We start from the raw sequence: 17,070 nt of genomic DNA, 5'->3' as shown, positions 1-17,070 counted from the left end.
CTATTTTGCCTATAAAAGTACAGGGTTAACATGCATGTTTGTGATTGGTTTTGTTATTGATCGGCTTTTCTTTAAGATAGCCTTTTTTTTAATCACATTAGCCGTTATCCTAGCGCTACTTTCTGCTAGTGACAGCAGTCATCCATTTATGTAACCTTTTTTATAGATACCTTCGTTTATGTCAAATATTAAATCTGACCATTTTTCTGATAATCTCAGCATCTCTAATAAGACTGCGAGTGGGATACAGGTAAGCGCCATTCCACTGGCGCTTTATATTCATATCCCGTGGTGTGTCAAAAAATGCCCTTATTGTGATTTTAATTCGCATGAGCTGCCGATGGATATGCAGCTATCTATGTATGACGAATATGTGGATGCGCTGCTGTCAGATGCCGCCATGCAGCAGTCGTTAACCCAAGCGCGTGAAATCAGTTCGATTTTTATCGGTGGTGGTACGCCTTCACTGCTACCCATTGTGCAATACCAGCGATTGTTTACTGGCTTACGCAACATTTTTAAGTTTGCTGATGGCATTGAAGTGACGATGGAAGCCAATCCGGGCACGCTTGAGCATGCGCCTTTTGCCCAATATTTAGAGGTGGGTATCAATCGTTTGTCGATAGGTGTACAAAGCTTTGCTGCTGATAAGCTCAAGACCCTTGGTCGCATACATGACCCTGCACAAGCATTGTCAGCGATTCGTGCGGCTCGCGAGGCTGGGTTTGAGCGAGTCAATGTCGATTTGATGCATGGGTTACCGCAGCAAACGATGAATGAGGCGCTGAACGATATCCAGATGGCGCATGATGCTGGGGCGACGCATATTTCTTGGTATCAATTAACGATTGAGCCCAATACTGTATTTTACCGTAGCCAGCCGATTTTGCCAGATGAGGATAACTTGGCAGATATTGAGCAGGCAGGTCAAGCGTTGTTGCAGCAGTTGGGCTACCGCAATTACGAAGTATCCGCGTGGGCAAGCGCGCCAGATAAAGCATGCCGTCACAATGTTAATTACTGGCAATTTGGTGACTACCTAGCGATTGGTGCGGGTGCACATGGTAAAGTAACGATTGCTCATGAAGCATCAGCATTAACAGAGAATGGCTTAAAGAATGACTTGCTAGCATATTCTGGTATTTATCGTTTTAGTAAATCACGATTGCCTAAAGATTATGTGGATTATCAAGATAACACTGACTCTTCTGTTAAACGAAACGCACCAAAAATGGTGGGTTGGCAGGAAATTGACAGTGAGGAGTTGGTGAGTGAGTTTATGCTGAACGCGCTACGTCTACATGATGGCGTCGCTTGGTCGATGTTTACCGCAAGGACAGGGCTGAGTTACGATGATATTGCTGTACAAGTGGCGCAATTGAGTACTCAGGGATTGCTGGTAGACAATACTGAGCGGCTACAGCCAACGCTATTGGGTCAACGTTATCTCAATCAGATATTGCGAGCCTTTTTATAATTAGAGATATTCATGGTGTCTTTAATGTCAGTCTTTACGATCGAAAAATAAAGTTATAAAAAAAGGCTTATCACATAAATGATAAGCCTTTCAAATACGCAAAAAAATCAATACTTAGATTTTATTTTGTACGTCTTGTGCGCCGCCAGTAACAGCTTCGCCAGCGCTTGATACGTCTTGGCCCAAACCTTTAAAAGTGTTGCAACCAGTTAGAACAAACATAGCAGTTAAAGATGCGATGATTAATTTTTTCATAATAGAATCCTCAAAAATGGGTCGTTATAAATAATAACAGTGATGCTAAGCATTAGGCTTGAGCCTCACTGAGGGGTTATTGGATAAGATAATAATTGATAAATACTATCTCGATATCCGTTAGAGACATCATAGTGAAAGTTAAAAACTGTGCAAAGTATCAAAATGTAATTATTGGCAGTAAACTGTAACTTTTAATTACCTTTTGCTCAGAAATTCAAATAATCATCATTTTAGTAGAGTCTGTCCACGTTATCTCGGATCGACGATAATACGCAGATTTGACGACTTAAGGAGTCGATATGACCACCCATATTGTGTTGGTAGCGCCAAAAATGCCTAGTAACACGGGCAATATTATTCGCTTATGTGCCAACACGGGCGCGCAGCTACACTTGGTCAGGCCATTAGGGTTTGAGCTTGATGATAAAAAGCTACGGCGTGCAGGTTTGGATTATCATGAATACGCGCACCTACAAGTACATGATGATTGGGCGGCAGCAAAACTGGCGCTACAGGCAGCGGATTGTCATATTGTTACAGCATTGACCACCAAACTGAGCAAGCCTTTTTATGACTATGACTTTGGTGGGCAACAGATGGCTGCCGAATCTGATCGTGCTTTGATGCCTGAGCAGATACCTAATGTCGCCTTAGTATTTGGCTCTGAAACAGCAGGTTTGGCAGATGATATTCGTGAAGATATCGGCGCTGATCACTGGCTGAGATTGCCTATGCTGGCTGATTCACGCAGTTTAAACTTATCGAATAGTGTGGCGATATGTCTGTATGAGGTATGGCGTCAGCAAGGCTTCACTGGTGATGAAGGTCGTAGTATCGGGTATGAGACGTTGACAGTGTACGACCCAAAATAGCCGTGCATTTTTTACTGATTGCAGGCGATGATCCAACATTCAGGTATTCATCGCCATTCATGATCCTTTATCAATCATATATCTTACAAACAGTTGGGTGGTTTGGGCAGACCGGCAAGGCGATTGACATGGCGGGCAACCAAGCCAGTGTTGAATAACTGCTGTAGTTTCTGATTGCTGATATCATGCTCTGGCAAGGTTTTCTGTAACCATTTAATCAGTGGGCGCGTGGCTGGTGCGTGATTAAACTGAGTAAAAAATGCCCGTACCTGTTGTAAAATTTGTAAATGCTCAGTTTCTAGATGCACCTCTAGAGTGTCGGCCAATTGCTGAGCGATATCAGGGGTCCAGATATTATGGTCACATAAATGACCGTCTTGATCCAATTTAACGTTGATTGCCGCTGTTATATCGTGATTGATCGTATTATCGTTATTCATAGGGCAATGGTCACTACTTTATCAAACCCCGCATTATTAGCATCGGTATTACTAGTACTGGTATTACTAACACTGGTACTCTGAGTTAGATTGACCCATTCTTCATCGGTTAACAGCCCACTCAACTTGGTCTCTAAATTGAGCTTCGCGCTGGTATTGGTACTTAGCTGCGCCACATCATCGGCTAAGGCATAAATATTTGCGATGCCTTGTATTTCACTGTCACTCAAATAGGCATCAAGCCAACTGATAAAAGCCACGGTGCTACCAAGCAAGAGAATACTGTCACCGGTGCGCCATGTCCGTGACATCTCATCGACACTGCGCCTGAGCATATCCATTGTGCTGTGTATTTGATATAAAGTTGCCATAACAGTGTCCGATTCGTTGCTAGATTTAGGATAAGGCGTGTCCTCATTTTCATCTCTATTTTTAAAATGAGGACACGTCCTAGTATTTAAAGTATTACAAATAAAATTGCGAGGCTAAAAGCGTAGTATTTGCTCAAAGTCTGATGAATTTACCACTTCAGGTATCAATGTCAATTGTGAAGCCAAATCAATAGGCAGCATACCCGTGACCCACCCGCTAAAGACATCGTCAGGTAGCCAAGCGGCTGGCATGTCATATAGCTCAAGCGACTGAATCATGCCATGCAAACGCGACGCAGGCTGCATCAACAAGCCAAAAACAGGCGCATCCAAATACAGCTGTACTTCATGACCAAAGGTCGCTAGCGTTAATGCAAGCGCACAGCCTTCATAACTCGCCATTTCAGTCGGCGTGAGCAGCTGAATTAATAATTTCATGGTTAATTCCTAATCTAATTGGTCGCTGACAATTATTATCATAAAATGTAATCTGTCTGCACGGCAAGTCATCAAAATTGCATCAAGCGGCAATCGCCTTGCATCATCATCGCCAGCTCACTCAGTCCGACCAGTGAAAAGCCAGTGGCAAGGTTGTCACCATTAAGTTGATGGCGTTTACTGTTATCCATGTCGCTAATGCCGCGACTGAGTGCAGTACTGACACAGACAGGCAGCGCTAACTGGAACTGCTCAGCGAGCGTTTGCCAATCTTTGGTCAAATTAATTTGATCCGCTGACTGCCAGCGTAAACCATTGGCCGTATGCGCCGCATCGCCATAAAAAAATACGTTTAAGGTGATATTATCTAAGGTGATATTATCATTGGTATCTTTACTATTGGCGGCATTTTTGAGATAAGCGCGTGCATAACGTAGCGCTAAATGGGCAAGTGGGTGGCTAGGATCAGCAGTAATCAGAAGCAATGGGGTCATGGTGGTCATAAGAGCTCTTTTCAATCATCTGCGCTAAAGTTGTTTATGCTACCATAAAGCGCTCAAAAGCAAATAGGGTCACTGTCATTAAACGTAGTTTTCTATTAAATACTGACATATTGCGTATCGTTAGTTGATGCTGTGACTGCTTCGTAAGAAAAAACGATAAACTTATGCGCTAAGTTCACGTAGTCTTATTACTCTATGCAAGGAGTTATGTTCCCTATGTCACCCGCTATGCCTTCATGTGCGACCCATGGTACAGATTGTCAGTATACAACCGAACAGCTGCAAATATTGCAGACGGCAAGCGAATTCGCTTATCAGATTTGGGAAAGTCGAACGGTTTCATGCCAAACGTTTTTACGTAGCTACCCGTTAGATCGAACCTTAACTCGGCAGCAAATCGATGATTTGATTCAAGATTATACGTTAGATGATAATTACCAACTTGCTGATGAAGTGAAGGTGATGAGTGGCCTGCGTCATCTACGTACACTGCTGATGATGCGCTGGATTTGGCAAGATGCCTTACAACTGATAGCACTTGAGCAATTGACCGACGAGCTGTCTGAGTTTGCAGATGGCTGTATCTCATTTGCCAAAGATTATACCTACCAGCATTTGATTAAACAGTACGGCGAACCAACGTTTGTCAATGCCAAAGGTAACGTGCAAATTGATGACATGGCGATTATGGCGATGGGCAAGCTTGGCGCTCATGAGCTGAACCTATCGAGTGATATAGACCTTATCTTTGTTCATCAGGCTCGCGGTGTAACCAGTGGTGATAAATCAAAAGGTACGCGCAGCATAGATAATAAGCGGTTTATGACAAGGGTTGGTCAAGGTATTATTAAATTATTGGATCAAAAGACGGCTGATGGCTTTGTCTTTCGGGTCGATATGCGTTTGCGCCCTTGGGGTGACGGTAGTGATTTGGCCATTCATCTATCCGCATTACAGAAGTACTTCTCTCAGCATGGACGTGCATGGGAGCGTTTTGCATGGCTGAAAGCACGAGTAGTCGGGCAGATAGAACAGCCGTTTTATGATGAGATACAAGCGCTCATTAAGCCTTTTGTTTTCCGTTATTACGTGGATTATAGTGCTTTTTCAGCGCTCAGGGAGATGAAATCGCTTATTCAAAACCAAGTCGCTCAGCGGGAGGATTTGGATAACATCAAGCTGGGTGCTGGTGGTATCAGAGACATTGAATTTATTGTGCAGGCCTTTCAGTTGATTTATGGTGGCAGGCATCCTCAATTACAGGTGAAATCTTGTTTACAAGCAATGCAGGTATTACATAAGCTTGAGTATCTAGAGAGGACTACTTATCAAGAGCTCCAAGCCGCGTATCGTTTTTTACGTCGGCTTGAACACGCCATTCAAGCGATTAATGATCAACAGACTCAGCGCCTGCCACATGATCCGCATTGGCAGTATAACTTGGCAGTTACCCTTGGGTTTGACGATTGGAACGCACTGTTAGATACCCTTAACCACCATCGAGACAATGTCAATGTTCCCTTTGAGCGTATGGTGACCGAACGTCAGGTACCGGATCATGAAGACACAGATATTGAGCCCGAACATCTTGATGAACAGATTGCACGATTGAATGATGTGTTAACGGCAGAAAACCGAGTGCTATTACAAGATTTTTGGCAGTCAAAGATGGTCGCTAACTTAAGCGATGAGGCTCGCGAGCGGTTGGATGACGCTTATCCTGTGATTATCCATGCGTTACTCGCTCATCAAGAGCAGCAGCAATTGGCCAATACCGCTTTGCCGCGTCTCATTACATTGCTCGAAGCGATTTGTCGTCGTTCTATCTATTTGGTGATGATTGCAGAAAATCCCAATGCGACGATTGAGCTGATACCCATGCTATCGGCCAGTCCTTGGATTGCCAAAGAGTTGGCACATTATCCTGTGCTTTTAGATACTTTTTTACAGCAGCGCTATCGCCACTTGCCGGACAAGCCAGAGTTGCGCGATATTTTGCGTCAACAGCTATTGCGCGTAGAGCCTAATGACGAAGAAGAGCTGCTCAGCGTATTAAGACTATTTAAGAAGAACCAAGTGTTGGCGGTTGCCGCTAGTGATGTATTGGCTGAGCGTCCGATTATGAAGGTGTCGGATTCTCTTACGTATATCGCAGCGGTGGTACTAGAAGCCGCATTAGAACGGGCTTTTGCAGAAATTGTCAAACGCTACGGCTATCCTATTGGTCAAGATGGCGATCCAGTGACCGAGGCAGACTGCGGTTTTGCCATCATTGGTTATGGCAAGCTTGGCGGGCTAGAGCTGTCGTATTCTTCAGATTTGGATTTGGTGTTTTTGCATAAGATAAAAGAGCAGAGTATGACTACGGGTGAAAAATCAGTCAGCGGTATGAAGTTTGCTGCCCGTTTGGTACAAAAGCTGATGAACTATCTCAATACCCAAACTCGAGATGGCCGCGCTTATGAGATTGATATGCGTCTGCGCCCCTCAGGTAATGCTGGTATGATGGTGGTGTCTTGTCACGCTTTTGAGACTTACCAGCTCGAAAAAGCTTGGGCATGGGAGCATCAAGCCTTGGTACGGGCACGAGCGATTTGCGGTGACAAGCGAGTGACGGCACGTTTTTGTGATATTCGCCGAGACGTATTGTCATTACCGCGCACGATAGAGCAGGTGCGTACAGAAGTTACTAGTATGCGTATTAAGATGCAAAAACATCTTGGCACCAATCAATGGCAACAACAAGCAGGTAAGTTTCATCTTAAACAAGATGCAGGCGGGATCATCGACATTGAGTTCTTAGCGCAATTTGCAGTATTGGCTTATTCGCATGAGCATCCAAGCCTGACCAAATGGAGCGACAACGTTCGTATTTTTGAAGAAGTGGCATCACTGGGTATTTGGGAGGAGCAAGTCTGCCAAGATTTGACGGATGCCTACCTCAGAATTCGTGCTGCTACTCATCAATTGGCACTATCAGAGCAATCGCTATTGGTGGATGAGTCACTGTGGAAAGAAACACGAGCATTAGTACAAGCGCAATGGCAACATTTGATGGGTGTTAATTTGGCAGATGACGATTCGCCCAATTCTTAAGAAGGTTTTTGCTTATAAATAATAGCCTGTGATACTCAAACTAAAAGATTTCATTTGCTAGCACCGCCAGTGATATAATCGGCGACACATTACGATAAAGCTGTCAGTTGTTGGTTATTTCTGAGTAAGGATAACACTATATTTTAGCAATAAAATTTGACGCTGCGGTGTTATCATATGATGTTGATAAATAAGATTAAACAAAACCTCTAGTCGAAGCATTTATACGTGCGTCGACTATACCTAAAAAAATAGCCGTTAGTGCTAACATAAGGATTATAAAATGAATATGGCAACACAAGATGGTAAGCTTTGGATGAATGGCACAATGATTGAGCAGCCAGATGCCAAAGTCCATGTGCTGACGCATAGCTTGCATTATGGCATGGCGGTGTTTGAAGGTGTGCGCGCGTACCAAACTGCGGATAATCGTACGGCTATTTTTCGCCTAAAAGAGCATACCGAGCGTCTGTTAGGCTCTGCAAAAATCTTTCAAATGAATGTACCGTTTGATGCAGCGACTCTGGAGCAAGCGCACAAAGATGTGGTCAAACAAAACAACTTGGCAGAAGCCTATATTCGTCCGCTCATTTGGGTCGGTGCTGAAAAGCTTGGTTTATCGTCACGTGATAACAGCATCAATGCAATGGTTGCTGCTTGGCATTGGGGCGCTTATCTGGGTGAAGAGGGTATCAAAAACGGTATCCGTGTAAAAACCTCGTCATTTACTCATCATATGACCAATGTGACCATGTGTAAGGCAAAAGCCTCGAGCAACTATCCAGTGTCCATCATGGCAAACCAAGAAGTCACTCGTAATGGCTATGACGAAGCTATCTTGATGGATCCGCAGGGTTACGTCTGCCAAGGTGCTGGCGAAAACTTATTCTTAGTCAAAGACGGTGTGCTGCATACGCCAGATTTAGCGGGCGGTGCACTTGACGGAATCACGCGTCGTACTATTATTCAATTTGCCGATGATCTAGGTATCAAAGTCGTTGAGCGCCGTATCACTCGTGATGAGTTTTATTTGGCAGATGAGATATTCATGACGGGTACGGCGGCTGAAGTGACGCCTATCCGTGAATATGATGATCGTACTATCGGTAATGGTGGACGTGGACCTTTGACTGAGCAGCTACAAACCTTATACTTTGATGTGGTGCATGGTCGCAATGAGCAGTATATGGATTGGTTAAGTTTTATTGATTAAGACTAATTCATGAGATAGTAGACTTTAATAGAAGACCCAAAACAACGTAGTTGTCTTGGGTCTTCTGCTGTATTTATAAATTGGTTGCGAATAAATAAAGATCACATTGATAACTATCATGGTCATAATTCTAATGCTTAGTAGAATAATAGCTAATTTTGGATTTTATTTTTTTTTCAATCTTTCGAACATTATGGCTATTAATCGTTTTGCTCATTGCCCTAAAAGGAATGAATAATTTTTCACCAATGCCATCAACCAATACAAACTCAGGAATACCTTGTCTGTGCTCGGTATACATAATGCCAGCAATATTAACTTCACCCAATACCACATGCAATTCACAACACTCATCAAAAAACTTATTTAACGCCTGTGCATGTGTGTCATTAAAAAGATTGGTATTAGAAAGCTCGTAAAGTGTCATGGTTGAGCCGCTAGGGTCTATGACCTTTTCCGTCACTAGGCCCAACCCTTTATCCGTTGCGATAAAGCCATATACGGTTTCCATTGGAAACGTAAATCGTTGCTGACCATAGTTGTTCTTACAAAGCTGTAAATATTGCAATATCTCTCTGCGAAACTGTTTGTATATGCCCTGAGAATGATGACCGCGCAAGTAATGCTGACCCTTTCTACCACCATTATATGTCGCATGCTCAGGCTTCATTATTTTGATAATCTTATCAGTATCAGATGGGTGCTCATATATATACTTCTGAGTGCCTGCATCTATTCTTTTTAGATTTTGAATTAAAATCATAATACATCTCAGTTAGTCATATAAAAAATTCAATGAATAGTCTAAGCAAAAGAAAAAGGTAATTTATATTATAGTGACAGTCCGCATTAGTAATAAAGCTGTATTTAAGTGTTTTTTAATAAGTATTCATAGTACGAATCAGGTCTGACTTGTTTAACATAAGACATTTTATGGATACCAGCTTGTGAGACTATGTTTTGATAATCGGCTTCAGCATAAGGGTTATGCAAAGTAGCAACTAGTAAATGAGGTTTAGTATCATCGATGATAGGGCATTGATACTGTGCAAGTTTGCCCTTAATGAGCGTGTCAAATAAGATTTGGAAGAAAAAATAATGAGGAATATATTCTTGCGTTTTCCAAAAGTTTAACATTAAATCCAAACACGTATGAATGACCGGATTTTTTTTGTGAGAAAAGATAACGCTATTCAGCAAGTTTACCTTGTGCTTACTATCCCAGTTAAAATAGTAGCTATTAAATTTATGCCATTGTTGTTTATTATGTGCGTCTGTGGTGCGCTGGTACATAAAAAAACCATTATCCTTTAACATATTAGGCAAAGGTTCGGTGAGATAGATAGTTGCATCTAACCAAACGCCGCCATAAACATCAAGTAATGCTAAGCGTAATAAATCTGCAAAAAATGCTGGTTTAAATCCTGAGAATGTTTTTTTATCCCAAACAAATTTAGGTATATCTAGATATTCATGAATATTACTGTCATCTAGCCGGATTATTTTATAGTCTGGACAGTGTTTGTCTATCGATTTGAAATATAATTTAACTGCTGCAGGCAACTGATTTTCATTAATGCCTTGACCCCAATACTGCCAAATTATTTTTTCATCATAAAATTCTTTTTTTGGCTGTAATGAAAAATATTCTAGCTTGTCACTGTAATATAGCTCAATAAAAGATGTCCAACACGTGGCTACTTGGTTTTGTTGCTCAAGATTGGCCTCTTTTTCGAACGCTTTGCGTTTGCTGTGTGGGGTGATTAAGTTATATAGATAACGATAAGGCTTTTTCTTTTTCTTTTTAAGCTGTTTATGGCTCTCACTATCAGAAAAAAAGTGAGGCGATATATTGCTTGAATCGAGTGTTGAGCTTTCTTCGACGTTTGCCATTTTTCTGTTCCCAGTCAGATTTTGTAATTTTGTCATTTGTTTCAGCTCTTAAATAAGCATGTCCGCCAAATCGATAATGTGTTTTATCCGAAAACATTATTTTTGAGCTTTTTTTCCAGTATTCGTGCTCTCCACGTGTGAAATAGGGTGGTAGAACTTTAATGTCTGTACGATCTAATGCAAATTTGTTCAATTGACTTTCATCATGCCATAGTGCAATAACGTTATTTTTTAAATTTAATTCTGTGTTTTGGTTGAGATTTTCGCACATCTGTAAATATGCATGAGATTTCCCACCATTCAACGCACCTGTGAAATAATATTTTCCTTTATGATAGGGAATATATGCTTGTGATTGAGGGTTACGATCATAAGTGTAGGCACGTTTATTGAGATGAAACATATGAGGCTGAACGCCAAGACTCAGCTCCTCATGGTGATCGAGAGGCAACAACTCATCTTCAGTGATATCAGAAAGAAACTCTGTATTGGCATTAAAGTAGAATATGAAGTCATATTTTTCAATAATAGACTTTGCCCCTAAAAAGAATTTAAAGCGCATCAATGTGCTATAAGGCCATCCTAAAGCCTCCTGTTTGATCATTGTGACATTCGGATAGTCAGTCTGCCTGCTGATTAATGCTAGGTTATCAGTAAATAAAACATAGTGTTTGTTACTATTGGGAAGTAAGTGTTTTTCAGCAGAGCAATAGAAGTAATCCCAAAAAACGGTATATCGACCAGTGGCAATATATAATATGGCTACAGATGGTTTGTTATCTTCCGTCATTACTTTCCCATTCCAAAATTATTATCATAATAAAATATTTAACGATAAAAAATACTATTTAAAAACTACTTCTGTCGCAAATATGGATTTCTTAAGTTTGATCGCAACCCTGTTAATTTCGCGCTTCGCTTTAAACATAGCAGGTTTTTTCTCTGACTTCATACGACCTTGACGATCTGTAATTAGGGCGCTTGGAAGCGAGGGATTGCCTTTATTTAACAGCATTTCTTGAATGCATAGAGCAGGGGTCATTTGATAGACGGGTTCAGCGTCATGTTTGATAAAATCGTCAAACATTAACTCATCAAGCGGTCGCAGTTTGTTTTTTGAGATATAGTCCAAATATACTTGCGCACCGCGTAACGACAAAATATAACCGGCGGTACCTAAATTTTTCCCCTTTAATTGGGCAATGCGCCGCCTACTTGAGACAATCTCAGAGGAGTTGGAGGACAAAAAAACTTTTTCGGAAAAGGCTTCTGTTTTAATAATATGCCAGTCAGGTTTTATCCAACTCGTGGTGGTTAATAGCGTTTCTGCATCTTCACCTAAATATATATCGTCTTCAAAAATGGCTAAATACGGTATATTTTGATCAATCATTTGTTGCCAAACGGAAGCATGACTCATAAAACATGCCAATTCGCCACCAGTCAAAGCGATGTTTTCTAAATTAATGGGCAAATTTTGAGCATAAGCATGAGCCAAATCTGGAGTTAACGCATCAAAGAACTCAAAATCTACTTTATGTTTGCCAAACTCTTCGTGTATATGCTTTCTGCGCTCTGCCGCAGATTCTAAACTTATTACGATATTCTTCATAAAATATAAACTACTTATTTAGGTATAAGTTGGCAACAGCTGTGGTTTTATTTTGCCACATTCTTTTCTGTTTTTTTATATTATAGGACAAGTCTCGATTTTCTTTGTCTTTGCGTTTTATGTTTTGCGAAGCCTCGGTTCCTAAGATATCGCTGTCAAGTCCCAAGGGCTTTACCAATGCAGGCCAAACCCCCAAACCTTTCCCATTGTCACTCAGCCATTGTTGGAAGAATATATCAACGGGCATAGAGATGGGTTTGGCGGCTGCTATAAATGCTTCAGCACCCTTACGTGACCAAATGAGGCCAAGACCACGAATAGGGAAATAATAGGCGTGCCATAATGTATGTTTATCGAAGCTAACGATATCCCGAGCAAGCTTTTTCTTTTTTGCTGCAAGATTTATCAAGTACCAGTCCAACGTTGGATGAGCATATAAAAACGCTAGGGTTTCATTGACGATTGTCTTGAAGCTGGTAGACAAGGTCATATCATCTTCTAGTACAACCAAAAAGTCAGCATCCGTCTGCAAAAATTGTTCAGCGCAGTTGTAATGACTTAGATAGCAGCCGATTTCGGAGCTTAATAAGCCACGTCCTAGATTTTTTCTGGCTTGAAAATCATCATAATCTACAAAATCAGACAGCTCTTTGCCGCGACCATCATAGGCAGGTATCCTTTCAAATGGCCAGTCTATCTGCTCTAACTGCTGAGTTGCGCTCTCTAGACGCGTATCGCTTCCATCTAAATTAATCAAATATGTCAATGTCTTCATAGGTTGACTCTTCCTTGCTATATCTATTCTACGACTTATCGAGTTTTATGCTTGCTGTGATTCTGTTGGTTCTTCTAGATAATAGGCTCTGTACCAATTTACAAATTTCAAGATGCCATCTTCGATACTGGTTTCGGGTCTAAAGCCAATGTCGGCTGTTAGCTCGTCTATGTCGGCATAAGTCGCTGGGACGTCACCTGGCTGCATGGGCAACAAGTTTTCTTTTGCTTTTTTACCGCATGCACTTTCAATTGCGGTAATAAAGCGGCGCAGCGTTACGGGTTGGTTATTACCGATATTATAGATTTGGTAAGGCGCTATCGCTGTGGTCGCAAAAGATTGTTGTGGTTCTGGAATTTTATCAATAATACGAGTGATGCCTTCGACAATATCATCAATGTAGGTGAAATCACGTTGCATCTCACCATTGTTATAGACATCTATCTGCTCGCCTACCAGTATTTTTTTGGTGAATGAAAAGTAGGCCATATCAGGGCGACCATAAGGGCCATAGACCGTAAAAAAGCGTAACCCTGTCGTGGGGATATTGTATAAATGACTATAAGTATGTGCCATTAATTCGTTAGATTTTTTGGTCGCAGCATATAAGCTAATGGGATAATCTACACGATCTCCAGTGCTAAAAGGCTGCTTGATATTCATACCGTATACAGAGCTAGAGCTGGCGTATACCAAATGTTTTACCTGAGTCTGTCGACAGCCTTCAAGCACGTTCAGAAATCCTACTACATTGGAGTCAATGTATTCATGTGGCTTTTCGATAGAATAGCGCACGCCCGCTTGTGCGCCGAGATTAATCACGATATCAAAGCCATGTTCAGTAAACAAACTGGCCATGGCTTCGCGATCAGCTAGATCTAAGGTGATAAAACTAAAAGTATCTTCGTTTGATTGTTCGTTTAGGATTTTGAGACGGTCTTTTTTTAATGCGACCTCATAATACGAGTTTAGGTTGTCAATACCGACAATAAAGCAATCTTTGCCCAGCAATGCTTTAATTAAATGAAAGCCAATAAAACCTGCAGCACCAGTCACTAAAATTTTCATTAATCGCTCCCAAATAAATCTCTAGTAAACACTTTATGCGACACATCTTGGATGTCTGCAGATAAGCGGTTCGCCACGATAATATCGCTCATGGCTTTGAATGCGTCCAAATCCTTAATGACTTTTGAGTTAAAAAATTCCTCTTCTTTTAACACGGGTTCATAGACAACCACTTCGATACCTTTTGCTTTGATACGCTTCATAATGCCTTGAATAGCAGACGCTCTGAAATTGTCCGAACCGCTTTTCATGACTAGTCGATGGATACCGACGACCTTTGGTTGTTTTTCAATGATTTTATCAGCAATAAAATCTTTACGAGTGCTATTAGAATCAACGATGGCTCTGATAAGGTTGCTCGGGACGTCATCATAATTTGCCAATAGCTGTTTGGTGTCTTTAGGCAAGCAATAGCCACCATAGCCAAACGATGGATTGTTGTAATGATTGCCGATACGCGGGTCTAATCCTACGCCTTCAATAATTTGCTTGGTATCTAACCCAAAAGTCTGGGCATACGTATCCAGCTCATTAAAATAGGCAACACGCATTGCTAGATAGGTATTGGAAAATAATTTAATAGCTTCCGCTTCAGTAGATTCAGTAAATAGCTGAGGAACGTCTTTCTTTATTGCACCTTCCAAGAGCAAATCTGCAAATTGTCTCGCACGTTCCGACTGCTCACCGACGATAATTCTCGAAGGGTAAAGATTGTCATATAGCGCTTTGCCTTCACGTAAAAATTCAGGTGAAAAAATGATGTTATCTGTCAAAAATCGTTTTCTAATGTCATTGGTATAGCCGACGGGCACTGTTGATTTTATAACGATTAGCGCATTTTTATTAACACTCAGCACCTCTTCAATGACGCTTTCAACACTTTGGGTATTAAAATAGTTGGTCTTTGAGTCGTAATCCGTAGGGGTAGCAACAATAACAAAGTCTGCGTCTTTGTAAGCTGCTTTGGCATCTAAAGTGGCTGTGAAATCGACGGGTTTGTTGAGTAAAAAATCTTCAATATCTGGATCTTCAATAGGAGATTGTTTGGCATTCAACATCTCGACTCTTTCTGCTATGACATCGACAGCGATTACTTTATTGTGCTGGGCAAGTAACATAGCATTGGATAAGCCGACATAGCCTGTACCTACTACTGTTATTTTCATAAAAATTCCAAGGTTATATTTTTATTATTATAAGATTGATTCTATTTAGTGAGATTTAGCAATAACGATGATGGCAGATGCTGTGAAAACTTCTGAATCATCGCCTCGGTAATATTGCTATGGGAGTCAGAGTCCAGCAAGTCTAAGCTTTGTATGCAGCCATATTTGATAGATTGTTTTTGCAAACCTGCTAAAAAATCCTCAACACCATTTTCATTTTTTAGATAGTTGATCGCTAAGGGCGGCTTTAGACAAGCTTTTCCTTGTTGAATCTTTAAGTGATTCATTAAGGTAATGGGATTTACCTGAGCCACATCTCTAAATTTATATTGAATTTGCTCAATCAATAGCTGAGGGTTATGCAAAAGATAGTTTTTTAAAATATTCTTATCGACAATATGGGGGTAGTGGTGCACTTCAAAAAACTGATTCATCCCCAAGATTTTAGCGCTGAGCATTTGGGCAATTGTATGTTTGGGTTGAACTTTTTTGCCTGATAATTTTTGTAGAGATTTTCGATATTGGAGTTTGGCTTGTAGAAGGGTGTTTTTTCGCCAATGACCATGAATGATAATAGTGTCGTCATCTAAAAAATCTGTAATAACAGCAGGTTGGTTGAAGAAAAAATCATCATTCATGTATATGAAATAATCAGACAGGCCTGAGATATTCCATAGCATGCTTTCAATAGATCGTGTGTTAAAAGTAGGCAAAAACTGCTCATAGCCCGCAAAGAGGTCTTTATGATCGATGATACGTATTTTGTCTTTTGCACAAATATTTTGTTCAGAAAATGCTTCAATCAGTGCTGGTTGCTGCTGGTCGGTGACGATATAGATATGTCGACAGAAAGGTACGTATTTTATGATGGAAGCAATATTGTAATATATTTCATCGTTACTGGCGAAACGTGTTGAGCTGATAGCATCAGATGCCGCGCTGGTTGTTTTCTGATAACGCGCTCTTTTTTGCTTAAGCAGTGGCTCATCACCATCTACCCAAGCAATCACAATATCTATTTGCTTTTCATCATCTGCTTTCATGGTATTTCCTATGGGTTTATCGCCAATAATCTTTTAGCCAAGGGCTTGGCTTAACATGACGATACCACTTGCCGCCGCTACCATTGATGGCATCTGGCGGATTAATCTCACCGTGAAAGATGACAATCTTTGCGCCATCCGGCAGAGTAGGCGCACGCACAAAGTTAAAGGGAATAGGGGCGATGCATTGGTACTTGAAGCTTACACACCACGTTTTATTCCAATACTCTAAATGATGATGCTCACGTAAATAGTTAGACAGATAAGCCTGCTCATGGCGCACTTGGGTACGAATGGTGGCAAAGTTACGCTCAAAGTTTGCGAGTAAATCAGGGTAGGTGTTCATGCCAATATTGAAACGATAAACAGAGCTATTACCAATCATTCGCCACGGTTTTTTCCAATCACGGATAATCACCACGCTGTCTTTGTGCTGAGCTTGATAGGTAAAAAAGGCATCTATGTTATCAACAATAACAATATCGATATCTAAAAATAAAGCCACACCTTTAAGACCATATAGTTCAGGTTTGAAAGTCGTGAGTTTTTTCCAACCACGCTCAGGTCCAGCAGGCAAATCCATCTCTGGAATAGGATGGCAAGTCACAGCAGGGTCGATACCGCTGCTATCATCAGTGAGGCAGATCATTTGGAAGTCTAAGGTCAAATGGCGACTGACCATATTATAAAGACGGTTGACGTACTCAGCGCCGTATTTGTCACCCCATTTCATACAGATAACATAACGCTGCTCAGCAGTGCTGCTGCGTGCATGCGTGTGGTCTGTCGATGAGGTATTGGTTACGTCAGTTGCCATAATGCACTCATATTAATATAAATAAAAA

The 17,070-nt window shown here is 41.1% G+C and carries 18 protein-coding genes; 4 read left to right on the top strand and 14 right to left on the bottom strand.

Annotated elements, in window-relative coordinates; translation table 11 throughout:
* The first annotated feature begins 178 nt into the window (after nt 1–178).
* On the top strand, nt 179–1,477 hold the full coding sequence (gene hemW / locus JMX82_RS02345; protein ID WP_201539293.1) for a radical SAM family heme chaperone HemW: 1,299 nt from the start codon (nt 179–181) through the stop codon (nt 1,475–1,477).
* A gap of 114 nt (nt 1,478–1,591) precedes the next feature.
* On the opposite strand, the gene JMX82_RS02340 is transcribed toward hemW, so the two are convergent.
* Nucleotides 1,592–1,732, bottom strand: coding sequence for an entericidin A/B family lipoprotein (locus JMX82_RS02340; RefSeq protein ID WP_045447789.1), 141 nt, complete (start codon nt 1,730–1,732; stop codon nt 1,592–1,594).
* A gap of 302 nt (nt 1,733–2,034) precedes the next feature.
* Between JMX82_RS02340 and JMX82_RS02335 the strand changes: the two genes are divergently transcribed.
* Nucleotides 2,035–2,607, top strand: a complete 573-nt coding sequence (locus tag JMX82_RS02335) for a tRNA (cytidine(34)-2'-O)-methyltransferase (protein ID WP_045454970.1) — start codon at nt 2,035–2,037, stop codon at nt 2,605–2,607.
* Nucleotides 2,608–2,690: 83 nt separating this feature from the next.
* Here the strand turns inward: JMX82_RS02335 and JMX82_RS02330 are convergent, their stop codons facing one another.
* The 4 genes from JMX82_RS02330 to tusD all read right to left on the bottom strand — a co-directional run bounded on the left by JMX82_RS02330 (nt 2,691) and on the right by tusD (nt 4,359).
* Nucleotides 2,691–3,047: a TusE/DsrC/DsvC family sulfur relay protein gene (locus JMX82_RS02330; RefSeq protein WP_413786751.1), complete on the bottom strand. Its 357-nt coding sequence runs from the start codon at nt 3,045–3,047 to the stop codon at nt 2,691–2,693.
* Nucleotides 3,044–3,418 (bottom strand): hypothetical protein, encoded by a 375-nt coding sequence (locus JMX82_RS02325; RefSeq protein WP_227676262.1) that lies wholly within the window; start codon nt 3,416–3,418, stop codon nt 3,044–3,046. Before JMX82_RS02325 ends, JMX82_RS02330 begins: the two co-directional genes overlap by 4 nt.
* 114 nt (nt 3,419–3,532) lie before the next feature.
* Nucleotides 3,533–3,856: a hypothetical protein gene (locus JMX82_RS02320; RefSeq protein WP_201539281.1), complete on the bottom strand. Its 324-nt coding sequence runs from the start codon at nt 3,854–3,856 to the stop codon at nt 3,533–3,535.
* Nucleotides 3,857–3,927: 71 nt separating this feature from the next.
* Nucleotides 3,928–4,359 (bottom strand): sulfurtransferase complex subunit TusD, encoded by a 432-nt coding sequence (tusD, locus tag JMX82_RS02315; RefSeq protein ID WP_201539279.1) that lies wholly within the window; start codon nt 4,357–4,359, stop codon nt 3,928–3,930.
* A gap of 216 nt (nt 4,360–4,575) precedes the next feature.
* Between tusD and glnE the strand changes: the two genes are divergently transcribed.
* Both glnE and JMX82_RS02305 read left to right on the top strand, forming a co-directional pair.
* Complete coding sequence (glnE, locus tag JMX82_RS02310) at nt 4,576–7,455, top strand: bifunctional [glutamate--ammonia ligase]-adenylyl-L-tyrosine phosphorylase/[glutamate--ammonia-ligase] adenylyltransferase (RefSeq protein ID WP_201539271.1); 2,880 nt, start codon at nt 4,576–4,578, stop codon at nt 7,453–7,455.
* A 283-nt stretch (nt 7,456–7,738) separates the two neighbouring features.
* Nucleotides 7,739–8,668: a branched-chain amino acid transaminase gene (locus JMX82_RS02305; protein ID WP_055124135.1), complete on the top strand. Its 930-nt coding sequence runs from the start codon at nt 7,739–7,741 to the stop codon at nt 8,666–8,668.
* A 130-nt stretch (nt 8,669–8,798) separates the two neighbouring features.
* On the opposite strand, the gene JMX82_RS02300 is transcribed toward JMX82_RS02305, so the two are convergent.
* The 9 genes from JMX82_RS02300 to JMX82_RS02260 all read right to left on the bottom strand — a co-directional run bounded on the left by JMX82_RS02300 (nt 8,799) and on the right by JMX82_RS02260 (nt 16,958).
* Nucleotides 8,799–9,431 carry a YrbL family protein gene (locus JMX82_RS02300; RefSeq protein ID WP_201539269.1) on the bottom strand — a complete coding sequence of 211 codons (633 nt, stop codon included), beginning with the start codon at nt 9,429–9,431 and terminating at the stop codon, nt 8,799–8,801.
* A 104-nt stretch (nt 9,432–9,535) separates the two neighbouring features.
* A complete protein-coding gene (locus tag JMX82_RS02295; RefSeq protein ID WP_201539266.1) occupies nt 9,536–10,561 on the bottom strand; it encodes a capsular polysaccharide synthesis protein in 1,026 nt (341 codons plus the stop codon).
* The gene (locus JMX82_RS02290) at nt 10,497–11,351 is read right to left on the bottom strand and encodes a glycosyltransferase (RefSeq protein ID WP_201539263.1); all 855 of its coding nucleotides are present in this window, start codon (nt 11,349–11,351) and stop codon (nt 10,497–10,499) included. Before JMX82_RS02290 ends, JMX82_RS02295 begins: the two co-directional genes overlap by 65 nt.
* A gap of 54 nt (nt 11,352–11,405) precedes the next feature.
* On the bottom strand, nt 11,406–12,173 hold the full coding sequence (locus JMX82_RS02285) for a glycosyltransferase family 25 protein (RefSeq protein WP_201539260.1): 768 nt from the start codon (nt 12,171–12,173) through the stop codon (nt 11,406–11,408).
* Between the two features lie 10 nt (nt 12,174–12,183).
* Nucleotides 12,184–12,948: a glycosyltransferase family 25 protein gene (locus JMX82_RS02280; protein ID WP_201539257.1), complete on the bottom strand. Its 765-nt coding sequence runs from the start codon at nt 12,946–12,948 to the stop codon at nt 12,184–12,186.
* Nucleotides 12,949–12,993: 45 nt separating this feature from the next.
* Complete coding sequence (locus JMX82_RS02275) at nt 12,994–14,016, bottom strand: NAD-dependent epimerase (protein WP_201539249.1); 1,023 nt, start codon at nt 14,014–14,016, stop codon at nt 12,994–12,996.
* Complete coding sequence (locus tag JMX82_RS02270; protein WP_201539246.1) at nt 14,016–15,182, bottom strand: nucleotide sugar dehydrogenase; 1,167 nt, start codon at nt 15,180–15,182, stop codon at nt 14,016–14,018. Before JMX82_RS02270 ends, JMX82_RS02275 begins: the two co-directional genes overlap by 1 nt.
* 41 nt (nt 15,183–15,223) lie before the next feature.
* Nucleotides 15,224–16,225 (bottom strand): Stealth CR1 domain-containing protein, encoded by a 1,002-nt coding sequence (locus tag JMX82_RS02265; RefSeq protein ID WP_201539243.1) that lies wholly within the window; start codon nt 16,223–16,225, stop codon nt 15,224–15,226.
* 16 nt (nt 16,226–16,241) lie between these two features.
* A complete protein-coding gene (locus JMX82_RS02260; RefSeq protein ID WP_413786753.1) occupies nt 16,242–16,958 on the bottom strand; it encodes a glycosyltransferase in 717 nt (238 codons plus the stop codon).
* Nucleotides 16,959–17,070: the final 112 nt, after the last annotated feature.

This window comes from Psychrobacter sp. 1044, assembly GCF_904846525.1.
Taxonomy (GTDB): Bacteria; Pseudomonadota; Gammaproteobacteria; order Pseudomonadales; family Moraxellaceae; genus Psychrobacter.
This window is presented reverse-complemented; position numbering and strand designations above follow the sequence as displayed.